This window comes from Mesorhizobium waitakense, assembly GCF_056431085.1.
This window is the reverse complement of the sequence record NZ_JBWKME010000050.1, coordinates 65,827-87,516: the sequence shown is the minus strand read 5'-3', so window position 1 is coordinate 87,516 and position 21,690 is coordinate 65,827. Positions and strand designations below refer to the sequence as shown.

The 21,690-nt window shown below is 64.0% G+C and carries 15 protein-coding genes; 5 read left to right on the top strand and 10 right to left on the bottom strand.

What is annotated here, in order from left to right; genetic code table 11:
- Positions 1–102 precede the first annotated feature (102 nt).
- From AC07FD_RS11690 to AC07FD_RS11670, 5 genes are all read right to left on the bottom strand, one after another.
- Positions 103–2,553, bottom strand: coding sequence for a GcvT family protein (locus AC07FD_RS11690; protein WP_478349975.1), 2,451 nt, complete (start codon positions 2,551–2,553; stop codon positions 103–105).
- Positions 2,550–3,731 (bottom strand): pyridoxal phosphate-dependent aminotransferase, encoded by a 1,182-nt coding sequence (locus tag AC07FD_RS11685; RefSeq protein ID WP_478349974.1) that lies wholly within the window; start codon positions 3,729–3,731, stop codon positions 2,550–2,552. The genes AC07FD_RS11690 and AC07FD_RS11685 overlap by 4 nt, the downstream gene beginning before the upstream one ends.
- On the bottom strand, positions 3,724–4,629 hold the full coding sequence (locus AC07FD_RS11680; RefSeq protein WP_478349973.1) for a homocysteine S-methyltransferase family protein: 906 nt from the start codon (positions 4,627–4,629) through the stop codon (positions 3,724–3,726). The genes AC07FD_RS11685 and AC07FD_RS11680 overlap by 8 nt, the downstream gene beginning before the upstream one ends.
- Entirely contained in the window at positions 4,626–7,079 is a 2,454-nt protein-coding gene (locus AC07FD_RS11675) for a GcvT family protein (RefSeq protein WP_478349972.1), read from the bottom strand. Before AC07FD_RS11675 ends, AC07FD_RS11680 begins: the two co-directional genes overlap by 4 nt.
- Positions 7,080–7,182: 103 nt before the next feature.
- On the bottom strand, positions 7,183–7,779 hold the full coding sequence (locus AC07FD_RS11670; RefSeq protein WP_478349971.1) for a helix-turn-helix domain-containing protein: 597 nt from the start codon (positions 7,777–7,779) through the stop codon (positions 7,183–7,185).
- Positions 7,780–7,950: 171 nt separating this feature from the next.
- On the opposite strand from AC07FD_RS11670, the gene AC07FD_RS11665 reads away from it, so the two are divergent.
- Complete coding sequence (locus AC07FD_RS11665) at positions 7,951–8,655, top strand: nitroreductase (RefSeq protein WP_478349970.1); 705 nt, start codon at positions 7,951–7,953, stop codon at positions 8,653–8,655.
- A 42-nt stretch (positions 8,656–8,697) separates the two neighbouring features.
- Here AC07FD_RS11665 and AC07FD_RS11660 read toward each other — a convergent pair whose 3' ends face one another.
- The 5 genes from AC07FD_RS11660 to AC07FD_RS11640 form a co-directional block, all read right to left on the bottom strand.
- Positions 8,698–10,140, bottom strand: coding sequence for an MFS transporter (locus tag AC07FD_RS11660; protein ID WP_478349969.1), 1,443 nt, complete (start codon positions 10,138–10,140; stop codon positions 8,698–8,700).
- 175 nt (positions 10,141–10,315) lie between these two features.
- On the bottom strand, positions 10,316–10,903 hold the full coding sequence (locus AC07FD_RS11655; protein WP_478349968.1) for a sarcosine oxidase subunit gamma: 588 nt from the start codon (positions 10,901–10,903) through the stop codon (positions 10,316–10,318).
- A complete protein-coding gene (locus AC07FD_RS11650; protein WP_478349967.1) occupies positions 10,896–13,919 on the bottom strand; it encodes a sarcosine oxidase subunit alpha in 3,024 nt (1,007 codons plus the stop codon). The genes AC07FD_RS11655 and AC07FD_RS11650 overlap by 8 nt, the downstream gene beginning before the upstream one ends.
- Entirely contained in the window at positions 13,916–14,212 is a 297-nt protein-coding gene (locus tag AC07FD_RS11645) for a sarcosine oxidase subunit delta (protein WP_478349966.1), read from the bottom strand. Before AC07FD_RS11645 ends, AC07FD_RS11650 begins: the two co-directional genes overlap by 4 nt.
- A gap of 10 nt (positions 14,213–14,222) precedes the next feature.
- A complete protein-coding gene (locus AC07FD_RS11640; RefSeq protein ID WP_477228725.1) occupies positions 14,223–15,482 on the bottom strand; it encodes a sarcosine oxidase subunit beta in 1,260 nt (419 codons plus the stop codon).
- 207 nt (positions 15,483–15,689) lie between these two features.
- Here AC07FD_RS11640 and AC07FD_RS11635 point away from each other — a divergent pair, with 207 nt between their 5' ends.
- The 4 genes from AC07FD_RS11635 (at position 15,690) to AC07FD_RS11620 (ending at position 21,631) form a co-directional block, all read left to right on the top strand.
- Entirely contained in the window at positions 15,690–18,179 is a 2,490-nt protein-coding gene (locus tag AC07FD_RS11635; protein WP_478349965.1) for a mechanosensitive ion channel family protein, read from the top strand.
- A gap of 174 nt (positions 18,180–18,353) precedes the next feature.
- Positions 18,354–18,617, top strand: a complete 264-nt coding sequence (locus AC07FD_RS11630; protein WP_167392187.1) for a hypothetical protein — start codon at positions 18,354–18,356, stop codon at positions 18,615–18,617.
- A gap of 227 nt (positions 18,618–18,844) precedes the next feature.
- Positions 18,845–20,278 (top strand): UbiA family prenyltransferase, encoded by a 1,434-nt coding sequence (locus AC07FD_RS11625; RefSeq protein ID WP_478349964.1) that lies wholly within the window; start codon positions 18,845–18,847, stop codon positions 20,276–20,278.
- A gap of 3 nt (positions 20,279–20,281) precedes the next feature.
- The gene (locus AC07FD_RS11620; RefSeq protein ID WP_478349963.1) at positions 20,282–21,631 is read left to right on the top strand and encodes an FAD-binding oxidoreductase; all 1,350 of its coding nucleotides are present in this window, start codon (positions 20,282–20,284) and stop codon (positions 21,629–21,631) included.
- The last annotated feature ends 59 nt before the right edge of the window (positions 21,632–21,690 follow it).

The following is a 21,690-nucleotide window of genomic DNA, read 5'->3' as shown; positions in this document are numbered from 1 at the left end:
AGTGGGGTGGGGTCTCATAGGGCGCACCCCCACCCCGTCTCGCAATCTTCGCTTCGCTACGACTGCGAGCCGACCCTCCCCACGAGGGGGAGGGTGAAACAACTACATCCTCGTCCGCTCCGACTTCGGGTCATACATCGGCTTCAGCGATGCTTCCGCAGCAAAACGCTCGCCGGCGATCTCGATCTCGTAGGACGAGGCCAGCACGTCCGCCTCGCTCTCGCCCAGACACGGCACATAGCCCAGCCCAATGGCGCCGCCGAGATGATGGCCGTAATTGCCCGAGGTGATCGGGCCGACGATCCTGCCGTCGCGCAGGATCGCCTCGTTGTGGAAGAGCAGGGGTTGCGGCTCCTTCAACCGGAACTGCACCAGCCGGCGTGACAGGCCGGCCTCCTTTTTCCGCAGCACCGCATCGCGACCGATGAAGTCGCCCTTGGCCGTCTTCACGGCAAAGCCGAGGCCTGCTTCCAGCACATTGTCCTCATCGGTGATGTCGTGGCCGAAATGCCGGAAGGCCTTTTCGATGCGGCAGGAATCCAGCGTGTGCAGGCCGCAGAGCTTCAGGCCGACATCAGCACCCGCCTCGTCGATCGCCTCGAAGACATGAGCTGCCTGGTCGGTCGAGACGTAGAGTTCCCAGCCGAGTTCACCGACATAGGTGACGCGATGGGCGCGGGCCAGGCCCATGCCGATCTCGATCTCCTGGAACGTCCCAAACGGGTTGGCTTCGTTGGAGAAATCATTCGGGCTGACCTTCTGGATCAGCTTTCGTGAGTCCGGCCCCATCAGGCAAAGCACGGCTTCAGCGGCGGTGACATCGGTGATGACCACGAATTCGTCGGTCAGATGCTTGCGCAGCCAGGCGAGGTCTCGCTGCAGCGTCGCGCCGGGAACGACAAGGAAGAAAGCTGTTTCCGACAGCCGCGAGACGGTGAGGTCGCTTTCGATGCCGCCGCGCTGGTTGAGCATCTGTGTGTAGACGATCTTGCCCGGCGCCACGTCCATGTCGTTGGCGCAGAGCCGTTGCAGGAAGGCGCAGGCATCGCGGCCCTCGACGCGGATCTTGCCGAACGAGGTCATGTCGAACAGGCCGACCTTGTTCCTGACCGCCAGATGCTCCTCGCGCTGGTTGTCGAACCAGTTCTGCCGCTTCCAGGAATAGCGGTATTCGCGCTCCTGGCCCTCGCGGGCGAACCAGTTGGCGCGCTCCCAGCCGGCGACCTCACCGAAGACGGCGCCACGCGCCTTGAGATGTTCATGCAGGGGCGAGCGACGGACATTGCGCGAGGTCGCCATCTGCCGATAGGGGAAATGATCGGCATAGAGCAGGCCGAGCGTTTCGGAGACGCGCTCCTTTAAATAGCGGCGGTTCTTCTGGAATGGCTGGGCGCGGCGAATGTCGACTTCCCAGAGATCAAAGGGTGCTTCGCCGTCATTGATCCACTGCGCCAGCGCCATGCCGGCGCCACCGGAGGAGACGATGCCGATCGAGTTGTAGCCGGTCGCCATCCAGTAGCCGGACAGCTCCGGCGCCTCGCCGAGATAATAGCGGTCGTCGGGGGTGAAGCTCTCGGGACCGTTGAAGAAAGTATGGATGCCGGCGGTCGCCAGCATCGGCATCCGGTTGACGCCCATTTCGAGGATCGGCTCGAAATGGTCCATGTCCTCAGGCAACTGATCGAAGCAGAAATCCTCGCGGATGCCGTCCATGCCCCAGGGTTTTGCCACCGGCTCGAAGGCGCCCAGCATCATCTTGCCGGCGTCTTCCTTGTAATAGGCGCACTCGTCCGGAACGCGCAGCACCGGCAGGCGGGTAAGGCCCGGGATTGGCTCGGTGACGAGATAAAAGTGCTCGCAGGCGTGCAGCGGGATGGTGACGCCGTTCTGGGCGCCAAGCTCACGCGCCCACATGCCGGCGCAGTTGACGACGACGTCGGCCTCGATCGTGCCTTGTTCTTCACCTTGCGCCCACGACACACCGGCGACGCGACCGGCCTTGGTGTGGACCTTGGTGACCTTCACATTCTCGACGATGGTGGCGCCGCGCTGGCGGGCACCCTTGGCCAGCGCCATCGCGATGTTGGCGGGGTCGCATTGGCCGTCGAGCGGCAGATGCACGGCGCCGACGACGTCGGGCACATTGAGATGCGGGTACATCTCCTTGACTTCATTCGGTGAAATCTCGCGCACGTCGACATCGAACGCGCGAGCGAGAGACGCCTGCCGGTAGATCTCATGCTTGCGCTCTTCGGTCAGCGCCACGGTGATCGAGCCGACCTGGCGCATGCCCGTACCGACCTCGGTCTCGGCTTCCAGCTTGACGTAAAGGTCGGCCGAATATTTCGCCAACCGGGTCATGTTCTGCGAGCCGCGCAGCTGGCCGATAAGGCCGGCGGCATGCCAGGTTGTGCCCGACGTCAGCTGCTTTCGCTCCAGGAGCACGATATCGGTCCAGCCGAGCTTGGCCAGATGATAGGCGACCGAACAGCCGGAGACGCCGCCGCCGATGATGACAGCTCTTGCCTTGGTGGGGATGGCCTTGGCGGTCATGCGGCCTCGCGGCGATAGCTGGAGGCAAAACGGCGCAGCCGAAGTGCTGCTTCTCGCAGCACGAGCTCCGGCTGGCAAAGGCTGATGCGAATGTGGCCGGCGGCGGCCTCGCCGAAGCTGGAGCCAGGCATCACGCCGACCTTTTCCTTGTCGAGCAAGGCCCAGGCGAATTTCTCGTCGTCGGGTTCGACGGCCGATATGTCGAGCATGACATACATGCCGCCCTCGGAACCTCGCACGGTGACGTCGTTCATGCCACGCACTGCGTCGATCAAGACGGTGCGTCGCGCCGCGTAGCGTTCGGCGATCTCCTTGACGCCATAACGGTTCTCGAGCGCCTCGGCGCAGGCGATCGAGATGAAGGCCGGCAAGCCGTAGGTCGTCACCAGATTAAGATTGACCAGCAGCGAGATCATCTCGTGCGGACCCGTCAGCCAGCCCATGCGCCAGCCGGTCATGCCGTGGCTCTTCGACATGGAATTGATGACCAGCGTGCGCTCGGCCATGCCGGGCAGCGAGCGCGGCGAGACGTGCTCGCCGCCGCCCAGTGTCCAGTAGACCTCGTCCGACAACAGCCAGAGATCATGCTCCCTGCAGACCTCAGCCAGTTGTTCCAGCCGCTCGCGCGAGTAGACCGCACCGGTCGGGTTGTTCGGCGTGTTGATCAGGATGGCGCGGGTGTTGGGCCGAAGTGCTGCGCGGATCATGTCGGCGTGCGGCTGGAAGCCATCCTCGGCCGGTGTCTCGACCACGGTGAAACTGGCACCGGCGGCGCTGAACGTGTTGGGATAGGTGGCGTAGTAGGGCGCCACCACGATGGCATGGTCGCCTTGGTGGAGAACAGCCTGCACGGCCGCGTAGAGTGCGGCCTGGCCGCCCGGCGTGGCGATGACCTGATCCGGCGTCGTCTCGACGCCGGTGCAGGCGCTCGAGGCTGCCGCCATTGCCTTGCGCAGGCGCGGCAGGCCGGGAAGCGGGGTGTAGTGGTGATTGCTGCCGCGAACCGCGGTCACACAGGCTTCGATGGTTTCCGAGGGCGTGTCGAAATCATGGTCGCCCACTGACAGCATGATGATGTCTTCGCCGGCCGCCTTGCGGGCCCAAGCGGCCGAATGGACTTCCCAACCGTCCTTGCCCGAAGGCACGATGCCGGAAATGCGCGATGATGGTCTAGGCATGTATATCTCCCGAAATTTCGTAGCCGGCCTGTTCGAGCCGGTCGCGCAGCGCGGCGATATGTGGCGGTCCGACTTCGCAGCAGCCGCCGACAATGCTCGCGCCGGCCTCCACCCAGCCGATCGCCTGGTCGGCATAGGCATCCGGACCGAGGTCGTGGCGTGCGTGCAGCACATCCACCGTGCCGCCATGTTTGAGCGCTTCAACCGAGGTGAAGCCGTTGGCATAGGCGCCGACCGGGCCGCCGAGATCGATCAGCTCGGGCAGCGCTGCGCTGACTGCCTCGGGCCGGCAACAATTGACCAGCCGCGCTGCCACCGGCAGGCCATCGAGAGCGCTTGCCGCCGCGGCTAATGCCTCGCCACTGCGCAGGCGTGGCTTGCCATGATCGGCCAGCGTCCACGAAACCCATACCGGCTTGCCGCTTTCCGCCGCTGCGGTGACCGCCGCACGCGCCTCCTGGGTGGAAGCCATGGTCTCGCACAGGAACAAGTCGACGCCATCAGCCTGCTCGGCAACGATGCGACGGTAGGTGTCGAGCGTATCCTCGAATGAAATGGTCAGCGCATGGGCATAGCTGCCGAAGAGCGGCGACAGGCAGCCGGCGATGGTTGCCTCGCCAGCCTGGTCGCAGGCTTGCCTCGCAAGCTCGATGCCGCGCTTCTGCAATGGCTTGAAGAGGTCTTCCGCGCCCTCGCGCGCCAGGCGTTCGGGTGTCGCCGAATAGGTGTTTATGGTGATGACGCGGGCGCCGGCACGGATAAATTCCGCATGCAGGTCGCGCACGAGATCCGGCTCGTCGTTCAGCACCCTGGCCGACCATAGCGGCGTCGGCTCGGATTTGCTGCGGCGGACCAGTTCCTGGCCCATGCCGCCATCCGTGAGGATGATTTTCTTCACGCGCGCAGCCTCTCGTTCCTTGGATCCCACAAAGGCTCGTCCTTCTGCACGACCGCCTGAAATCGGTCGCCGAAGATTTCGACCTCGATCGCTGTTCCCGGTTCCGCCAGATCGGCGCGCAACATGCCGAGCGCGATCGATTTGTCGATCCGATGACCCCAGCCGCCCGATGTCGTTTCACCGACGATCTTGCCGTCGTGCCAGAGTGTGGAAACAGAAGGGGCATCGCAGTCACCGGGGTTCTCGACGACCAAAGTGACGAAACGCTTCGTCACGCCTTGCTGCTTCTCGTTCAGCAGTGCCGCCTTGCCGCGGAAATCGGGCTTGTCCCATTTGACGAAGCGCTCCAATCCGCCCTGGAGGATCGAATAGTCGGTCGACAGGTCGCCCTTCCAGGTGCGGTAGCCCTTTTCGAGCCGGAGCGAATCCAGCGCGTACATGCCGAATGGCCTCAGGCCATGCTGTTCTCCGGCCGCGCAGATGGGGTCAAAGATGGCGGCGGTGTCGTCGACCCTGGTGTGGATTTCCCAGCCGAGTTCGCCGGCGAAGGAGACGCGTATGAGTTTCGCCCAGCGGCCGGCGATCTTCGTCTCCTGATGCGTCAGCCACGGCAAAGTGAGGTCGGCCTCACAAATATCAGCGAGGATTTTTCGTGAGTTCGGGCCGGCCAGGATCTGGGTGGAAAATTCCTCGGTGCGGTCGATCAGCCTGAACGGCGCATCCTTGGGCATCCTCGATTTCAGCCATTCGAAATCATGCCATTGCGCGACCGCCGCGGTGATCAGCGTCATCAGGTTCTCGTCATGGCGCACGACCGACATTTCGGTGACGATGCGGCCCTTGTCGTCGGCGAAATAGACGAGGCCGATGCGGCCGGTCTTCGGCACCAGTCCGGTGACCTGCAGGCTCAGCCATTCGGCAGCACCCGGGCCCTCGAGGTTGAAACGCGAGAAGCCCGGCAGGTCGAGGATGCCGGCCGCGTCGCGGACGGCAAGGCACTCTTCGCGGACGCGATGCTGCCACGGTCCTTCGCGACGGAAGGTCAGTGTCGCTTCCTCTGAGATGTCGTCGCCGTCCTTGGCGTACCAGGTGGCGCGTTCCCAGCCATTATAGGCGTCGAAGCGGGCGCCGAGCGCCTTGATGCGATCATGGATCGGCGACAGCTTGCGGTCACGGCCGTCCGGCCAGGCATGGCGCGGGAACTGGATGGCGTATTCGTTGCCATAGATCTCCATGCCCTTGGCGACGCAGTAGTCCGGCGCGGCAGCAAAGGAGGTGAAGCGGCGTGGGTCGCACGACCACATGTCCCATTCGGTCTGGCCCTGGGTCACCCATTCGGCCAGCACCTTGCCGGCGCCGCCGCCCTGGGCGATGCCGAAGGTGAAGACGCAGGCCTCGAAGGCGTTGGGAACGCCGGGCATCGGCCCGATCAGCGGATTGCCGTCCGGCGTATAGGGGATCGGCCCGTTGATGACCTTGGACAGGCCGGCGGTGCCCAGGATCGGCACGCGGGCGACGGCATCGGCCAGATAATGCTCCAGCCGGTCGAGGTCATCGGGGAACAACTGGAAGGAAAAGTCCTCTGGCATCGGATCATTGTGGGTCGCCCAATGCGCACGGCAGTTGCGCTCATAGGGACCGAGATTCATGCCGTTTTTTTCCTGGCGCAGATAGTAGGAGGTGTCGACGTCGCGCAGCAGCGGCAGTTTCTTGCCCTGTTCCTTCGACCATGCCGCCAGTTCGGGGATTTCCTCGAACAATATGTACTGATGGCTCATCACCATCATCGGCACCTCGCGGCCGAACATCTTGCCGACTTCGGCGGCGCGGTAGCCGGCGGCATTGACGACGATCTCGCAGCGGATTTCGCCTTGCGCGGTCTCGACCACCCATTCGTCGTTCTCGCGGCGCACGCCGGTGACCGGGCAGAAGCGGATGATCCTGGCGCCCATGTCGCGCGCGCCCTTGGCCAGCGCCTGGGTCAACTGCGCCGGATCGATGTCGCCGTCGCTCGGGTCGTAGAGCGCGCCTTTCAGATCATGCGTCTCGATGAAGGGATAGCGGCGCTTGATCTCGTCGACGCCGACGACGTCGATGTCCATGCCCTGATAGCGGCCCATGCCCTTGGCGCGCTGGAACTCCTGCATGCGCTCGACCGAGTGGGCGAGGCGCAGCGAACCGGTGACGTGGTAGTTCATGGGATAGTCGACCGCTTCGGCCAGCCCACGGTAAAGCTCGGTCGAATAGCGCTGCATGTTCATCAGCGACCAGGACGAGGAGAAGGTCGGCACATTGCCGGCGGCATGCCAGGTCGAGCCGGAGGTCAGCTCGTTCTTTTCGAGCAGCACGCAGTCGGTCCAACCCGCCTTGGCGAGATGATAGAGCGCGGACGTGCCGACGGCACCACCTCCGATGATCACCACGCGTGCCGTGCTCGGCAAACCGGCCATGTTCTTCTCCCTGACAAACCCAAAAGCGCGTTGCACTTTCCATTTTTTGTTTTTGATACCTGTCGTTATCCCAAGCCGCTGCACGCTTCTGGGCGACATGCATTCAATAGACTGGCGGCGCAACCACCCAGATGACAACCGCCGGCTCGGCACCCGGATTGCGCCAGCGGTAGGGCTTGCCTTCGAAGCGAAAGGAGTCGCCTTCGCCGAGCCGATGCCAGACGCCCGATATCTCGATGTCGAACAGTCCGGACGCGACGTATCCGGCCTCCTCGGTCGGCCGGCGCGCCTCGTTTTTCAGCTCCGCGCCCGGCGCGAAGACCGAACGCACCATCTCGAAGCTACCGCCGAGATCGGGCGACAGAAGCTCCTCCACCAGGCCGGATTCGCTTGTGCCAAGCGTGCGGCGCCTGCCGGCGCGCACAACCACGCCACGCTCGCTTTCGACCGGCACGTCATGGCTGAAGAACAGGCTGATCGGCACGCCGAACAGTTCAGCGAAGGCTCTGAGGTCGCTGAGCGATGGCGTCGAGAGACCACGCTCGACCTGGCTGACCCAGCCGACGGAACGGCCAAGCTTCAGGCCGATCTCGGCAAGCGTCAGCCCGCGCGTCTTGCGCAGCGCCCTGATATCGCTGGCCAGCACGCGTTCGTCAGGCCCCTGCAATGTTCGTGCGGTAGGTGAAGGCAAAACGCTCACTTCATGAAAATTTGCATCCGAATTTCATGAGAAATGAAGCTCATGAAAAAATCAAGCGGATTTTCACGCATGCTCAAGATTTGCTTGCAGGATTTTGACGGTTCATGCAAAGGCTCGGGCACGAACGGCGAGTGGGGACGTCCGGTCGAGACGAGGGTTAAGGGACGGCCCATGCTTGAAAAGAACACCCGAATTGCGGACGAGGCCGAGATTGTCGACGAGGCGATCCTGTCGCGCCGCTCGGTGCGCGCATTCCTGCCCGACATGGTCGACGACGACACCATCCGCGCCATTCTGGCGGTTGCGGCGCGCGCTCCATCCGGCACCAACATGCAGCCGTGGAAGGTCTACGTCACCAAGGGCGAGACCAAGCAGCAGATCAGCGACGCCATCCTCAATTCGGGCATCCGCGCCGAAAAGGCCGATTGGGATGAGTACCGCTACTATCCCACCCAGTTCTTCGAGCCCTATCTGACCCGACGGCGCGCCAACGGCTTCGGGCTCTATGGCGCGCTCGGCATCGGTCGTCGCGAGGTCGACAAGATGCGCGCCCAGCACGACCGCAACTTCGTCTTCTTCGACGCGCCGGTCGGCATGATCTTCACCATCGACCGCCGGCTCAACCAGGGTTCATGGATCGACTACGGCATGTTCCTGCAAAACATCATGGTCGCGGCGCGGGGCAGGGGTTTGCACACTTGCCCCCAAGCGGCGTTCGCCCCCTATCACCGGCAGATCAGGCCGGTGCTCAATATTCCCGACGAGGAGATCGTCGTCTGCGGCATGGCGCTTGGCCATGAGGACATTTCCAAACCAGAAAACGCCTTCCGCACCGACCGCGTGCCGCTGGAAGAGTGGGTGACGTTCAGCGAATAAGCCGGCCGCCTTGGCCAGAACCGGCCAACTGGGCGTCGAGCACTATTCCGTGTTCATCTGTGCGCCGTGGCCGCTGACATGGGCGCCGTCCTGCGGCGTCAGCTTGAGATAGGCGAGCAGCGCACACAGCGTGATGACGCCCTCGATCACGAACAGGATCCGGAAATCGTTGGTGACCGCCGGACCGCTGCCGGCGAGAAACGACAGTGCCGCGGCGGCGAGGCCGACGCTGATCGCCACCGCCAGCTGCCACAGGATGTAATAGAGCGCGCTGAAGCGGGCGAGCTGCTCGGGTGCGATGTCGGAATAGGCGAGGTTGCCGGTCGACGCCCATTGCGCTGAGCGGAAGACGCCGAAGACGAAGATGTAGGCAAGCACGATCCACACCGGTGTGGTTGCCTGCATCAAGGCAAATCCAGCGACCATGGCGGCGACGATCGGCGTGTTGCAGACCAGCACGCGGCGGAAGCCGAAACGGTTGAGGACACGCGGCATGAAGAAGCGCATGGCCACTGAACCGACCGCTGCAACGAAAGTCAGCGATCCCGCCTGCACCGCGCTCATGCCGAAGCCGAGCTGGAACATCAGAGGCAGCAGAAAGACGACCGAGCTGAGGCCGATCGTGTCCAGGCCGCCGCCGGTCAGGAAGGAGATGCGGAAGGTGCGGATGCGCAGGAGCTTGAGATCGAGCAGCGGATTACGCACGCGCAGGCAGTAGAACGAGGCAATGGTCAGGGTGACGAGTGCGAGCGCCAGTTCACCGGCGATGACGCCGCCGGCAGCGTCCTTGGCGGCAAGCGAATCCATGCCGAAGACCAGCAGCACCATGCCACTGCCGACCAGCAGAAAGCCCGGAAAATCGAACGGCGTGCGCACCGGCTTGGTCACTGTCGGAAACAGCGAGGCGGCAAGGAAAGCCGCCGCCAGTGCGAACGGCACGTTAATGAAGAAGATCCAGCGCCAGGAAATGTAGGTGGTCAGCGCGCCGCCGACGAGCGGGCCGACCAGCGGTCCGGACTGGCCGGCCAGCGAGATGTACATGTTGATCTTCAGGGTGCGGCTGCGCGGAAAGGTCTGCAGGATGACGACCTGGCCGAGCGTGCCCATCAGCGCGCCGCCGAACCCTTGCAGCGCGCGGGCGCCGACCAGCATCCAGATGTCGTCGGACAACCCGCACAGGGCCGATGCGGTGGCGAACACCAGCAAGGCAAAGCAATAAACGTTGCGCAGGCCGAAGCGGTCGGCGGCCCAGCCGCCAAGCGGCATCGAGATGATCAGGCTGGCGACATAGACGGTGATCAGAAGGCCGAGCTGGCTGGGCGGGCGGCCGAGGCTTTCGCCGATACCGGGCAGCGCCGTCACGACGACATTCTGATCGAGGCTGGTCATGAAGACGCCGCAGGCGACCGTCAGTGGCAGCAGGAGCAAGGCTCTGGCCGACACATCGGCGCGATCGGTGGCGCCGGCGGATATTTCTGCGGTCATGGGGATGTTCGAACCAAACGACTATGCCGAGCCTGAGACGGGGTTTGATGCCCCTCGGGCCGGTGTGGCGGCCACGTTTCCCATCATGGCCGCCCGCAGCGCGATTCTCTAGCGGCAGAACCGGCTGGCGTTGATGCCAGAAGCCGCGGCGATGCGGCCATCCGGCCGGAGCAGCCTATTGCACTTCGTAGCCGACTTCCTCGCTGGCATGGCAGAGCGCCTTCCAGAACGAGCGTGCGAACGAGCGGAAGACATAGATGTCGAACTGGTCGGAGCCGGTACGCTGGATCTGGGCGAAGACATCGTGATGGGTGGTCGAGCGGCCGGCGCCGACCGGAAAGGCCGGCAGCGCGAAGTCGATGGCGAAGAATTTCGCCAGCACCCATTCGGCCTTCGGCCCGGCGATGCGAATGGCGGTGCGACCATGCGACAGGTCGGTCACCGTGCCGATGGCGGGGGTGACCACCTTGGCAAAGGCGCCGGCCAGGCTTTCGGCTTCATCGGCAACGGTGAATTTTCCCGGCGCGAAGCCGAACACCGACTTCACGCCGTCGCTCAAGCCGCCGCCGGCGCCATCGGGCAGCGCAAGTCCGGTGACGCTGCGGATGGCGGCGATCAGCTTCTTCTCCTCGCCCGGCCAAGCGGCGAACTGCACGATCGAGCCCGGCCTCGTCTCGGTCAGGATGATCTCGACGCCATGCTCGAAATTGCCATGCGAGCCAACGTGAAACTCCGGCTCAAGCGGTGATTGGCGCTCAACCATGCATGCGGCTCCCGTCCGGATCGAAGAAGTGGTTGGAGACGATCTCGACCGGTCCGAACCGGTTGCGCAAGGGATCGGAGACATTGGCGCGCGTGCCGTGTCGTGCCTTGCCGCCCTTGACCAGCGCCAGCGCAATGTGCTTGCCGAGCGCCGGCGAATAGCAGCAAGCAGTGATGTGGCCGATGGAGCCGTGCGGATTGGCCTCGTCGAGTTGCTCGACGATGTGCGCGCCGCCATTGAGGGGCCGGTTGTCGAGTGCGATCAGGCCGACGAGTTCCAGACGGTCAGATGCGATCAGACCCTCGCGATCCATCATCGCCGAGCCGATGAACGGCTTCTTCTTCGACAGCATCCAGTCGAGGTGCAGGTCGCGCGCCGTGGTGCGGCCGTCGATCTCGGCGCCGGTGACATGGCCTTTTTCGATGCGCATCGTGCCCAGCGCCTCGAGTCCGTAGGTGACCAGGCCGAACGGCTTGCCGGCCTCGATCAATGCCTCCCAGACATGGGTGCCATAGTCGGCGCCGGAATAGACCTCGAAGGCCATTTCACCGGAGAAAGACAGCCGGCAGATCATCACTGGCACGCCCGATATCTCGCCGCGCACGATGCCCATGAAGGGCAGGCTGGCGTTGTCGACCGATGTGCCGGTGACACAAGCGGCGAGGATCTGCCTGGCCTTCGGCCCGCCGATCGCGGCGCCCGCCCATTCGTCGGTCACCGAGGTGACATGCACCTTGAGTTCCGGCCAGATCACATCGAGGAAATATTCCAGATGCTGCATCACCTTGCCGGCGTTCGCCGTGGTGGTGGTCATCAGAAAATCCTGCTCGCCAAGCCGCCAGGTGGTGCCGTCGTCGAAGGCGAGGCCATCCTCGCGCAGCATCAGCCCGTAGCGCGCCTTGCCGACGGCCAGCGTCGAAAACATGTTGGTGTAGATGCGGTCGAGGAATGCGGCGGCGTCGGGTCCTTGCACGGCAATCTTGCCCAGTGTCGAGACATCGACGATGCCGGCGCTGTCGCGCGTCGCCTTGGCTTCGCGTACATAGGCCTGCTCAACCGTCTCCCCGGCATGGCCGTAGATCATCGGACGGTACCAGAGGCCGGCCGAATACATCGTCGCGCCATTGGCGAGATGCCAGTCATGCATCGGCGTCAGCCGCTCGGGTTTCAGGTCACCGAAGCGCTCTGCCGCCAGCGAGCCGATCGATACCGGCGCAAAGGGCGGGCGGAAGCGTGTCGTGCCGACCTCGGGGATCGGCTTGCCCAACGCCTCGGCCATGATGGCAAGGCCCGGAACATTGGAGCTCTTGCCCTGGTCGGTCGCCATGCCGAGCGTGGTGTAGCGCTTCAGGTGCTCGACCGAGACAAAGCCTTCGCGGTGCGCCAGCCGCACATCCTCCGCAGTCACGTCATGCTGGAAATCGACAAAGCTCTTGCCGTTGGCCCTGATCTCGAACACCGGCGCCGGATCGGGATCGCCGGGAGCGGCTTCGACAGTGGGCAACGCCGCCGGCGTGCTGGTTCCGCCGGCCGCGGCAAGGCCGGCGGCGCGGCCTTCAGCGATGGCTTCGGTGGTGGAAAAACTGCCGGTGAAGGCGCCGGCGCCAATCCAGTGTTGTGTTGGCCATTGCTGTGTTGGCCACTGCTGCGTCGGCTTCGGCGGCAGGAAAGCCTGCCGCGCGGCATTCCATTCCGCCTTGGCGCCGGCCTGGCTGGCCAGATGGATGGTCGGCGACCAGCCGCCCGACATCAGCAGGCAATCGGCATGGATGCTGCGGGCGTCGCCGGTGAGCGAGCCGTTGGCCATGTCGAAGCGCTGCAGCTTGAGGCCGGTCAGCGTCTTGCCGCCTTCCGTGGCGACGACGGCATGACCGGCGAAGATCTCGGCCTCGGCCTCTGTGGCCAGCTTGCGCATCTCGGCTGAGGGCTCTGGCCGGACGTCGGCGATGGCGACGACCGCGGCACCCGCCTTCTTCAAGGCGCCGGCCGCTCTATAGGCGCTGTCGTTGTTGGTGAACAGCGCGATCCGTTCGCCCGGCAACACGCCGAACTCGTTGGCGTAGCGCTCGGCGGCATGCGCCAGCATCACACCTGGCCTGTCATTGCCCGGAAACACTAGCGGCCGCTCGAAGGCGCCGGTGGCGAGCACCACGGAGCGGGCGCGGATCGCCCAATAGCGATGGCGCGGCTCGCCCTTGCCGGGCTGCTCCTTGTGGTCGCTGACCCTCTCGAGCGCGGCAAGCGTGTTGTTGTCGTAATAGCCCCAGACCGTGGTGCGCGGCAAAAGCCGGACATTGTCGCGGCCTTCGAGCTGGGCGACGGTGCGGCGGGCCCAGTCGGCGGCCGGTGCGCCATCGATGGTTTCGCCTGACCAGTTGGCAGAGCCGCCGAAGCGCGGCTCAAGATCAGCCAGCATGACCCGGGCGCCCTGATCGGCAGCGGCCTTGGCGGCCATCAGCCCGGCCGGGCCGGAGCCGACCACCAGCACGTCGCAAAAGGCGTTCATGCGTTCGTAGCGGGCCGGGTCCTTCGCCGATCCGGCGCTGCCGAGACCGGCGGCGCGGCGGATGAAATGCTCGCAGAACATCCAGAAGCGCGTGCCTTTGAGCGGACCGATCACCGGCCCCATGAAGGTCTTGTAGTAGAAGCCGGCCGACAGGATCTTGCCGCCGAGCTGGTTGACGGCGTTGATGTCCCAGGCAAGCGAGGGAAAGCGGTTCTGGCTGATGGCGACCAGTCCGTCATGGATCTCGACCATGGTCGCCGGAATGTTGGGCTCGCGAACCTCGCCCTTCAGCACCGTCACCAGCGCGTTGGGCTCCTCGACGCCTGCGGTGAGCAGGCCGCGCGGGCGGTGATATTTGAATGAACGCCCGTAAAGGGTGACGCCCTTGGCCAACAGCGCCGACGCCAGCGTGTCGCCGGCATGGCCGGTATAGGCCGCTCCGTCGAAGGTGAAGCGGATGGTTTTCAGCCGGTCGATACGGCCGCCAGTGTCGGTGCGGCGCGGGCTCATGACTTGTCCTCCGCCTTGCGGCGCGCGGTCGAGGTGTGAGCGCCGCGCACAAAGGCGACGCTCAAAATCTCATGCGTCAGCGTGTTGCGTACGACCCTGAGATGCGCGCGGCACCCGCCGGAATGCTGCCAGATCTCGTTGTGGTCGCCGGCCGGGTTCAGCCGGTCGTAGACATAGGCGTTCCATGCCTCGAAATTCTGCGAGGCGGGGTCGGGACGCTCACGGTTGCCGTCACCTTGATAGGTAAATTCGACGACGTCGCGCGGGCCGCAATAGGGACAGGTGATCAACATGGGATTTTACCTAATGTAGCCGCGGGTTTGCACCCTGGCCCTTGTCGTCGATCACCAGGCCGCGGTGGAAGCGGTCGAGCGTGAAGGGGGCGTTGAACTCGTGCGGCTGATCCTTGGCGATGGTCCAGGCAAAGCACCAGCCCGAGGCCGGTGTCGCCTTGAAGCCGCCATAGCACCAGCCGCAGTTGAGATACATGCCGGGCAGGGGGCCGGTGGTGATGATCGGCGAGCCGTCCATCGACATGTCGCAGACGCCGCCCCAGGAGCGCAGCATGCGCACGCGGGCAAGGCCCGGAAACAGCGCCAGCATCTCGCTCATCACCTCGTCGACGATGGGCAGGTTGCCGCGCTGGGCATAGCTGTTGTAGCCGTCGATGTCGCCGCCATAGATGAGGCCGCCTTTGTCCGACTGCGACATGTAGAAATGCCCCATGCCGAAGGTGACGACGGTGTCGATGAAGGGTTTTAGCGATTCGGTGACGAAGGCCTGCAGCACGTGGCTTTCGATCGGCATCGTCTCGACGCCCGCCAACTGCATGACTCGCCCGGTGCTGCCCGCGACCGTCACGGCCACTTTTTTGGCGCGGATGTCGCCGCGCGAAGTCGTGACGCCGGTGACGCGGTCGCCGTCGCGCAGGAAGCCGGTGACCTCGCAATTCTCGATGATGTCGACGCCGCGCCGGTCGGCGCCGCGCGCATAGCCCCAGGCGACGGCATCGTGACGGGCGGTGCCGGCGCGCCGCTGCATCAGGCCACCGACCACCGGGAAGCGTGCGCTGTCGGAGATATCGAGCGCCGGGATCAGGCGTTTGATCTGCGCTGGTGTCATCAATTCAGCATCGACACCGAGATGGCGCATGGCATTGCCGCGCCGCGCATAGTCGTCGAACTGGGCCGGCGTGTGCGCCAGGTTCAGGCAGCCGCGCTGGGAGAACATGACATTGTAATTGAGTTCGTGCGACAGGTTCTCCCACATCTTCATCGAATGCTCGTAGAAGCGGGTGTTGGCGGGCAGCAGATAGTTCGAGCGCACGGCCGTCGTGTTGCGGCCGACATTGCCGGAGCCGAGCCAACCCTTTTCCAGCACCGCGACATTGGTGATACCGTGTTCCTTGGCGAGATAGTAGGCGGTTGCCAGCCCGTGACCGCCGCCACCGATGATGATGACATCATAGGACGCCTTCGGATCCGGCTTGCGCCAGGCCGGTTTCCAGTCCTTGTTTCCCTTGAGCGCGTTCGCGAGCAGCGAAAAGGCCGAGTACTCTGCCATCATTGTCATCCGGTTCGGGCGATGCGGCAGACTATAGAGCAGGCCGCATCCGCAAAGCCAATATTGCGCCATCGCCTTTCGACTGGCCGACGCCCGCGATCGGATCAGTGGAGCGATCGGATGCGACGGCTTGCCCCATGATATGGCCGTCTTTATCAATGACAGGCTTTTTAGATGCCTTTGCCGCTCGTGAGTCGCCAACAAATCATGCTTTTCCGGTCGCTTCGCCTCATTTTGATCCTCGCGCTTGTCGTCTCGGCGCCGCCTTCGTTTGACGCGATGGCGCAAGCGCTCGGTCAGGGCGCTGCCGGATTGATCACCGATCAGCAGAAAGTCATCCAGGGCCTGACGGCCAAGACTGACGATCTCGAGAAGAAAATACAGCAGGACAGTGAGGACGATGCCGCACTCGTCGATATCCGTCTGCAACTGGAGGACCTGTCGCGGGCGGCACTTACCAGTGCGCTGGCGTTTCGTTCGCGCCTCACCGACATCAACAATCGGATCGAGGTGCTGGGCCCGCCACCCGCGGCGGGGCAGCCGCAGGACCCCGACATAGTTACAGGCGAACGCCAGGCGTTGGCGTCGGAAAAGGCCGAGATCAACGCAGTCGTCGCCAGCGCGCAGAACCTGTCGATCCGCATCAGCGGGCTGGTCGACAAGATCGGCAACATGCGCAGCGCGCTGTTTCGCAACCTTTTGACCAAGCGCTACGTGCTGTCCGATGCCCTGAGCCCGGAGGTCTTCTCCGACGCCCATGACGAATACGCCAACCTCTACAAGGCGGTGTCATCCTGGCTGATCTTCGCTTTCAAGTTCAAGTTCAAGGCCATCCTGGCTGCGACCTTTGTGGCGCTCGGACTTGCGCTGGTGCTGCTGGTCGGGGGCAGGCGCCTGTTCGGGCGGGTCTTCGAAGCCGACCCGACGGTCGAGGAACCGTCCTATCTCAGCCGTCTGTCGGTGGCGTTCTGGTCGACTTTGCTGCCGTCACTGGCGGTCAGCGTATTCCTGGCCTCCACGGTGTTCTTATTCAACTATTACAATGTGTTGCGTGGCGACATCGGGGTCTTTCTGAACGCGCTGGCGGCTGTCATCGCTGTGGTGTTCGGCGTCAACCGGCTGACCAATGCGGCGCTTGAGCCGCGGCTGCCGAACTGGCGGCTCATTCCCGTCGAAACCGGCCCGGCGCGCTGGCTGGTGCGGCTGACGACCGCCATGGCAGTGGTCATCGGCGTCAATTATTTCCTGTCCATCGTCAACGACAAGATGGGCTCGCCGCTGTCGCTGACCATCGCCCGGAGTTTCGGCGCCACGATCATCTTTGGCGTGATCCTGATCCTGATGGCGATGCTGCGGCCGTTCAGGGCGCGTGACGGAAGCTGGCGGCCGTGGCCGGCATGGCTGCGCTACATGGCGCTCGCGCTCGGTTTGTTCACCATCGCTGCGGCCTTGCTCGGCTATATTGGCCTTGCCATCTTTGTCTCGGTGCAAGTGTTGGTCACCGGCACCATCCTCATCACTTCCTATATCGGCTTCCTGTCGGCGCGGGCGATCGGCGAGGAGGGCGCTTTCGCCGACACGTCCGTTGGGCGCTGGCTGTCGGCCAATTCGAGTTACGATGACGCCGCCCTCGATCAACTCGGCCTCGCCGTCAGCGTCGCCATCAACTTGATGATCGTGCTGGTCTTCCTGCCGCTGATCCTGTTGATGTGGGGTTTCCAGCCCGGCGACATCGAGGCCTGGGCCTACAGGCTGGCAACCGGGATCACCGTCGGTTCGGTGACGATTTCGGTCACCGGCATCCTTTCCGGCATCGTCGTCTTCATCATCGGCTATTTCCTGACGCGCTGGTTCCAGGGCTGGCTCGACGGTTCGGTGATGGCGCGCGGCAAGGTCGATACCGGAGTGCGCAACTCGATCCGGCTGGCGGTCGGCTATGCCGGCGTTGCGCTGGCGGCACTGGTCGGCATCTCGGCTGCGGGCATCGACCTGTCCAATCTAGCGCTGGTCGCCGGCGCCCTCTCTCTCGGCATCGGCTTTGGCCTGCAGAATGTGGTGTCCAATTTCGTCTCCGGCCTGATTCTTTTGGCCGAGCGGCCATTCAAGGTCGGCGACTGGATCGTCGCCGGCGATGTCAGCGGCACCGTCAAGAAGATCAGCGTGCGCGCCACCGAGATCGAGACGTTCCAGCGGCAGTCGGTGATCCTGCCCAATTCGAACCTGATCAACAACGCCGTCGGCAACTGGACGCATCGCAACAAGCTTGGCCGCGTCGACATCAGGGTCGGCGTCGCCTATGGCAGCGACGTCAAAAAGGTTCACGCCATCCTGACGGAGATCGCACGCAGCCACCCGATGGTGCTGAAGAATCCGGAACCTTTCGTGCTGTTTTCCAATTTCGGCGCGGCAGCACTCGAATTCGAGATCCGTGTGTTCCTGGCTGATGTAATGAACGGCAATATCGCGCAGAACGATATCCGCTTTGCGGTGCTCGAGAAATTCAGCGGCGAGCATGTCGAGATTCCCTCGACGCCACGCGCCGTCGTCGAGGTCCGCAAGCCAGAGGCCTGGCCGACCGACGACGACAAGATCGAGGCCGACTTCGTCGAACAGGAGCAGGCCAAGGTGGAAGCCGCGGCCGAAGCAAAAAAGCTCGCCAAGACGGGACGCAAGGCGCGCAAGCCCGATCCGGACTAGGGGTAGTCAGTCAACTGGCCTTTGAACGGGCGTGCTCGCAACCGGGCAAAGCCAATTGCGGCATGAATGCGGCATTCAGTTGCGGTTCAGCTTCCATCTCATATAAGCTCCCATGCAAAGGCGAAAATGCCTTGCGAAATGCAACAGAGGCGGTGGGAACACCGATATTGCAACATGTGGAAGTCTCTCGTCGCTGCCGTCGCTTTGGCCGCCGCCATCGGCTCGACCCATGCCGCCAGCGCGGTCAACAAGGACGCCGAGACCCGCACGCTGATCGTGACGGAGGGCGGCAGCAAATCAGACCTTGCGCTGGCCGCTGGCGAAACCGTTGAATTCTGCCCGAACGGCTGCTTCGTCACCTTGCCCAATGGCGATCTCGAAGCTCTGACCGGCTCGGAAACGGTCGAGATCTCGGGCGGCGTTGCCCGCATCAAGTAATCCCGACGGCATGACAGGAAAGGCCGGGCATTTGCCCGGCCTTTTATTGTTTCCGGTAGCGTTTGCTTAACAATGACGCCGGAAATACCGCCGCAACAACCGCCTGCATCCGGGCGTTTTAACGTTCGCTATGCCGTTCCCGGCTATACCAGCTTCAAGACGCCGAAATGCGGCGCGCAACGAGGTTCCGGTTTTCCGGATCATACGCTGGCAGGGCAGGACGGGCTATGGATGCGAGGTCGGACAGGAACGCAATACCGTTTGCTGTCGATCTCGACGGCACGCTGATTGCTACCGACCTGTTGTGGGAAGGACTGTTCATCCTTCTCAAGAAGAACCCGCTCTATATATTCCTCGTGCCTTTCTGGGCCGCCCGCGGGCCGGCCCGGTTGAAGCAGGCGATTGCCCAGCGCATCGACATCGATCCGGCATCGCTGCCTTATCGCGAGGCGTTGCTCTGCCGCCTCCGGACCGAGCACGCCGAAGGCCGCAAGATCGTGCTGGCGACCGGCACGCCGCGCAAGTTCGCCGATGCCATCGCTGCCCATCTCGGCATTTTCGACCGGGTGCTGGCTACCGACGGTTTCGATAATCTCACCTCCGGCAGGAAGCGCGCCTCACTGATCGCGGCCTATGGCGACGGCGGCTTCGATTACGCCGGCAACAGCCGCCACGACCTCCAGGTTTTCGACGTCGCGCGCACGGCGATCGTCGTGGCGCCCGACCGTCATGCCGCGCGCTGGCAGGCAGCACACGGCGCCGAGACGATGCCGACGCCTAAGCCGACACTGCGGACGGTCGTCAAGATGTTGCGCGTGCACCAGTGGCTCAAGAACTCGCTGATCGCCGTGCCGATGGTGCTGTCGCATGAATATTTCAACACCGACATGATCTGGGAATGCCTGCTGGCATTCGTCTCGTTCAGCGCGGTGGCCTCGGCGATCTACATCCTCAACGATTTCTTCGACCTTGCGCTCGACCGCAAGCACGCCACCAAGCGCAACCGGCCGTTCGCCAGCGGCGCGCTGTCTATCCCGTTCGGCCTTGGCGCGATCGCGGTGCTGCTGGCGATCGGCATCGCCACCGGGTTGCTGTTGTCGCCCGAATTCCTGGCCGTGCTTGGCGGCTACATGGTGGTCACGACGGCCTATTCGCTGTCGTTCAAGCGGATGCTGCTTGTCGACGTGCTGACGCTTGCCGGCCTCTACACGATCCGCGTCCTGGCGGGTGCGGCCGCGACCGGCGTCGACGTCTCGTTCTGGCTGCTCGCTTTCTCAATCTTCTTCTTCCTGTCGCTGGCGCTGGTGAAGCGCTTCGTCGAACTTCGCACCACCGCCATTCCGCCCGGCGAGCGCATTGCCGGCCGTGGCTATCGCACCGAAGACCAGGAGATCGTCGCCCAGGCTGGAATGGCTTCGGCGTTCTCCTCGGCGCTGGTGCTGGCGCTCTACATGGACAGCGTCGCGGTGCGCGAGCTTTATCCGCATCCGTGGCTGATCTGGCCGCTGGCGCCAATCGTGCTTTATCTCACCATGCGCGTCTGGATCCTGGCGCGCCGCGACGAGATGCATGACGACCCGGTCGTCTTCATCATCCGCGACTGGCGCAGCCAGATCGTGGTGCTGATCGGCGCGGTGATGCTGGTCATCGGAGGCTGGTAAAGGATGGCCAACCGCTTCCAGAGCTTTGGCCTTGCCACGCCGCCGGCACCACGCGCGATCGGTGCCGACGATGGCATTGCGCTGCTGAAGGGCGGCCAGGCCAAGCCGGCGTCGCTGCTCGCCTATGGCAACGGCCGTTCCTACGGCGATTCCTGCCAGAACGAGGCCGGCACGGTCGTCGACATGCGGTCTTTGAACAGCATCCGCGCCTTCAATGCCGAGACAGGCCTTCTTGTAGCCGATGCCGGCGTGCTATTATCGGACATCATCGCACACGCTGCCCCTTACGGCTTCTTCCCGGCGGTTGTTCCAGGCACCCAATTCGTGACGCTCGGCGGCGCCATCGCCAATGATGTGCATGGCAAGAACCATCATCGGCGCGGCACCTTCGGCTGCCATGTCGAGACCTTTACGCTGCTCAGGTCCGACGGAAAGACCCGTCGCTGTTCGGCGACCGACAATGCGCGGCTGTTTCGGGCGACGATCGGCGGAATGGGGCTGACCGGCCTCATCCTGTCGGCCTCGATCCGGCTGATGCGAGTGCCTTCGCTCGACATCGTCGAGACGGCGACGCCGTTTCGCGATCTAGGCGAATTTTTCGGTCTGGCCGAGGCGGCCGACCAGGCCAATGAGTACGCGGTCGCCTGGATCGACCAGTTGGCCGGTGGCCGCAACAGTGGTCGCGGCCTGCTGTTCACGGGCAATCACGCCGAGCACGGCTCGCATGCCGCCGCGCGCGCCGGCGGCACGCTATCGGTGCCGGTCCAGCCGCCTTTCAATGTCCTTAACCGGCCGTTCCTGACCGCCTTCAATGGCGCATACAGGTGGAAGAAGGGCCGGTCCGCGGCGCCGCGCCAGGTCGGATACCAGGGCTTCTTCTTTCCGCTTGATGGCGTGCGCGACTGGAACCGGCTCTACGGACCGAAAGGGCTTTTCCAGCACCAGAGCGTGGTGCCTGAAGAGACGGCGCGCGAGGCGGTGCCGGCGCTGCTGGCGGGAGCAAGGCGGGCCGGGCAGGGGTCGTTCCTCACGGTGCTGAAGCGGTTCGGCTCGATCCGCTCGCCGGCGCTGCTGTCGTTCGCGCGTCCCGGCTATACGCTGACACTGGATTTCCCCAACAGAGGGGCGGCAACGCTCGCGCTGCTGCGGGAACTCGACCGCATCGCGGTCGAGGCCGGCGGCGCGGTCAACCCCTATAAGGATGCCCGCATGGGCGCCGACATCTTCGCTTCGTCCTTTCCCGAATGGCAGCGGCTGGAGGCGTTGCGCGATCCCGCCTTCATGTCGTCATTCTGGGCTCGGACGGCAAGGAAACTCGATGCGCGGCGCGGCACGGTCGAGGCGGCGGAATAGATAAAATTTGAGTAATTCTTGGTTATCGAATCGTTAAATTGACGATTCACTCAAAACAT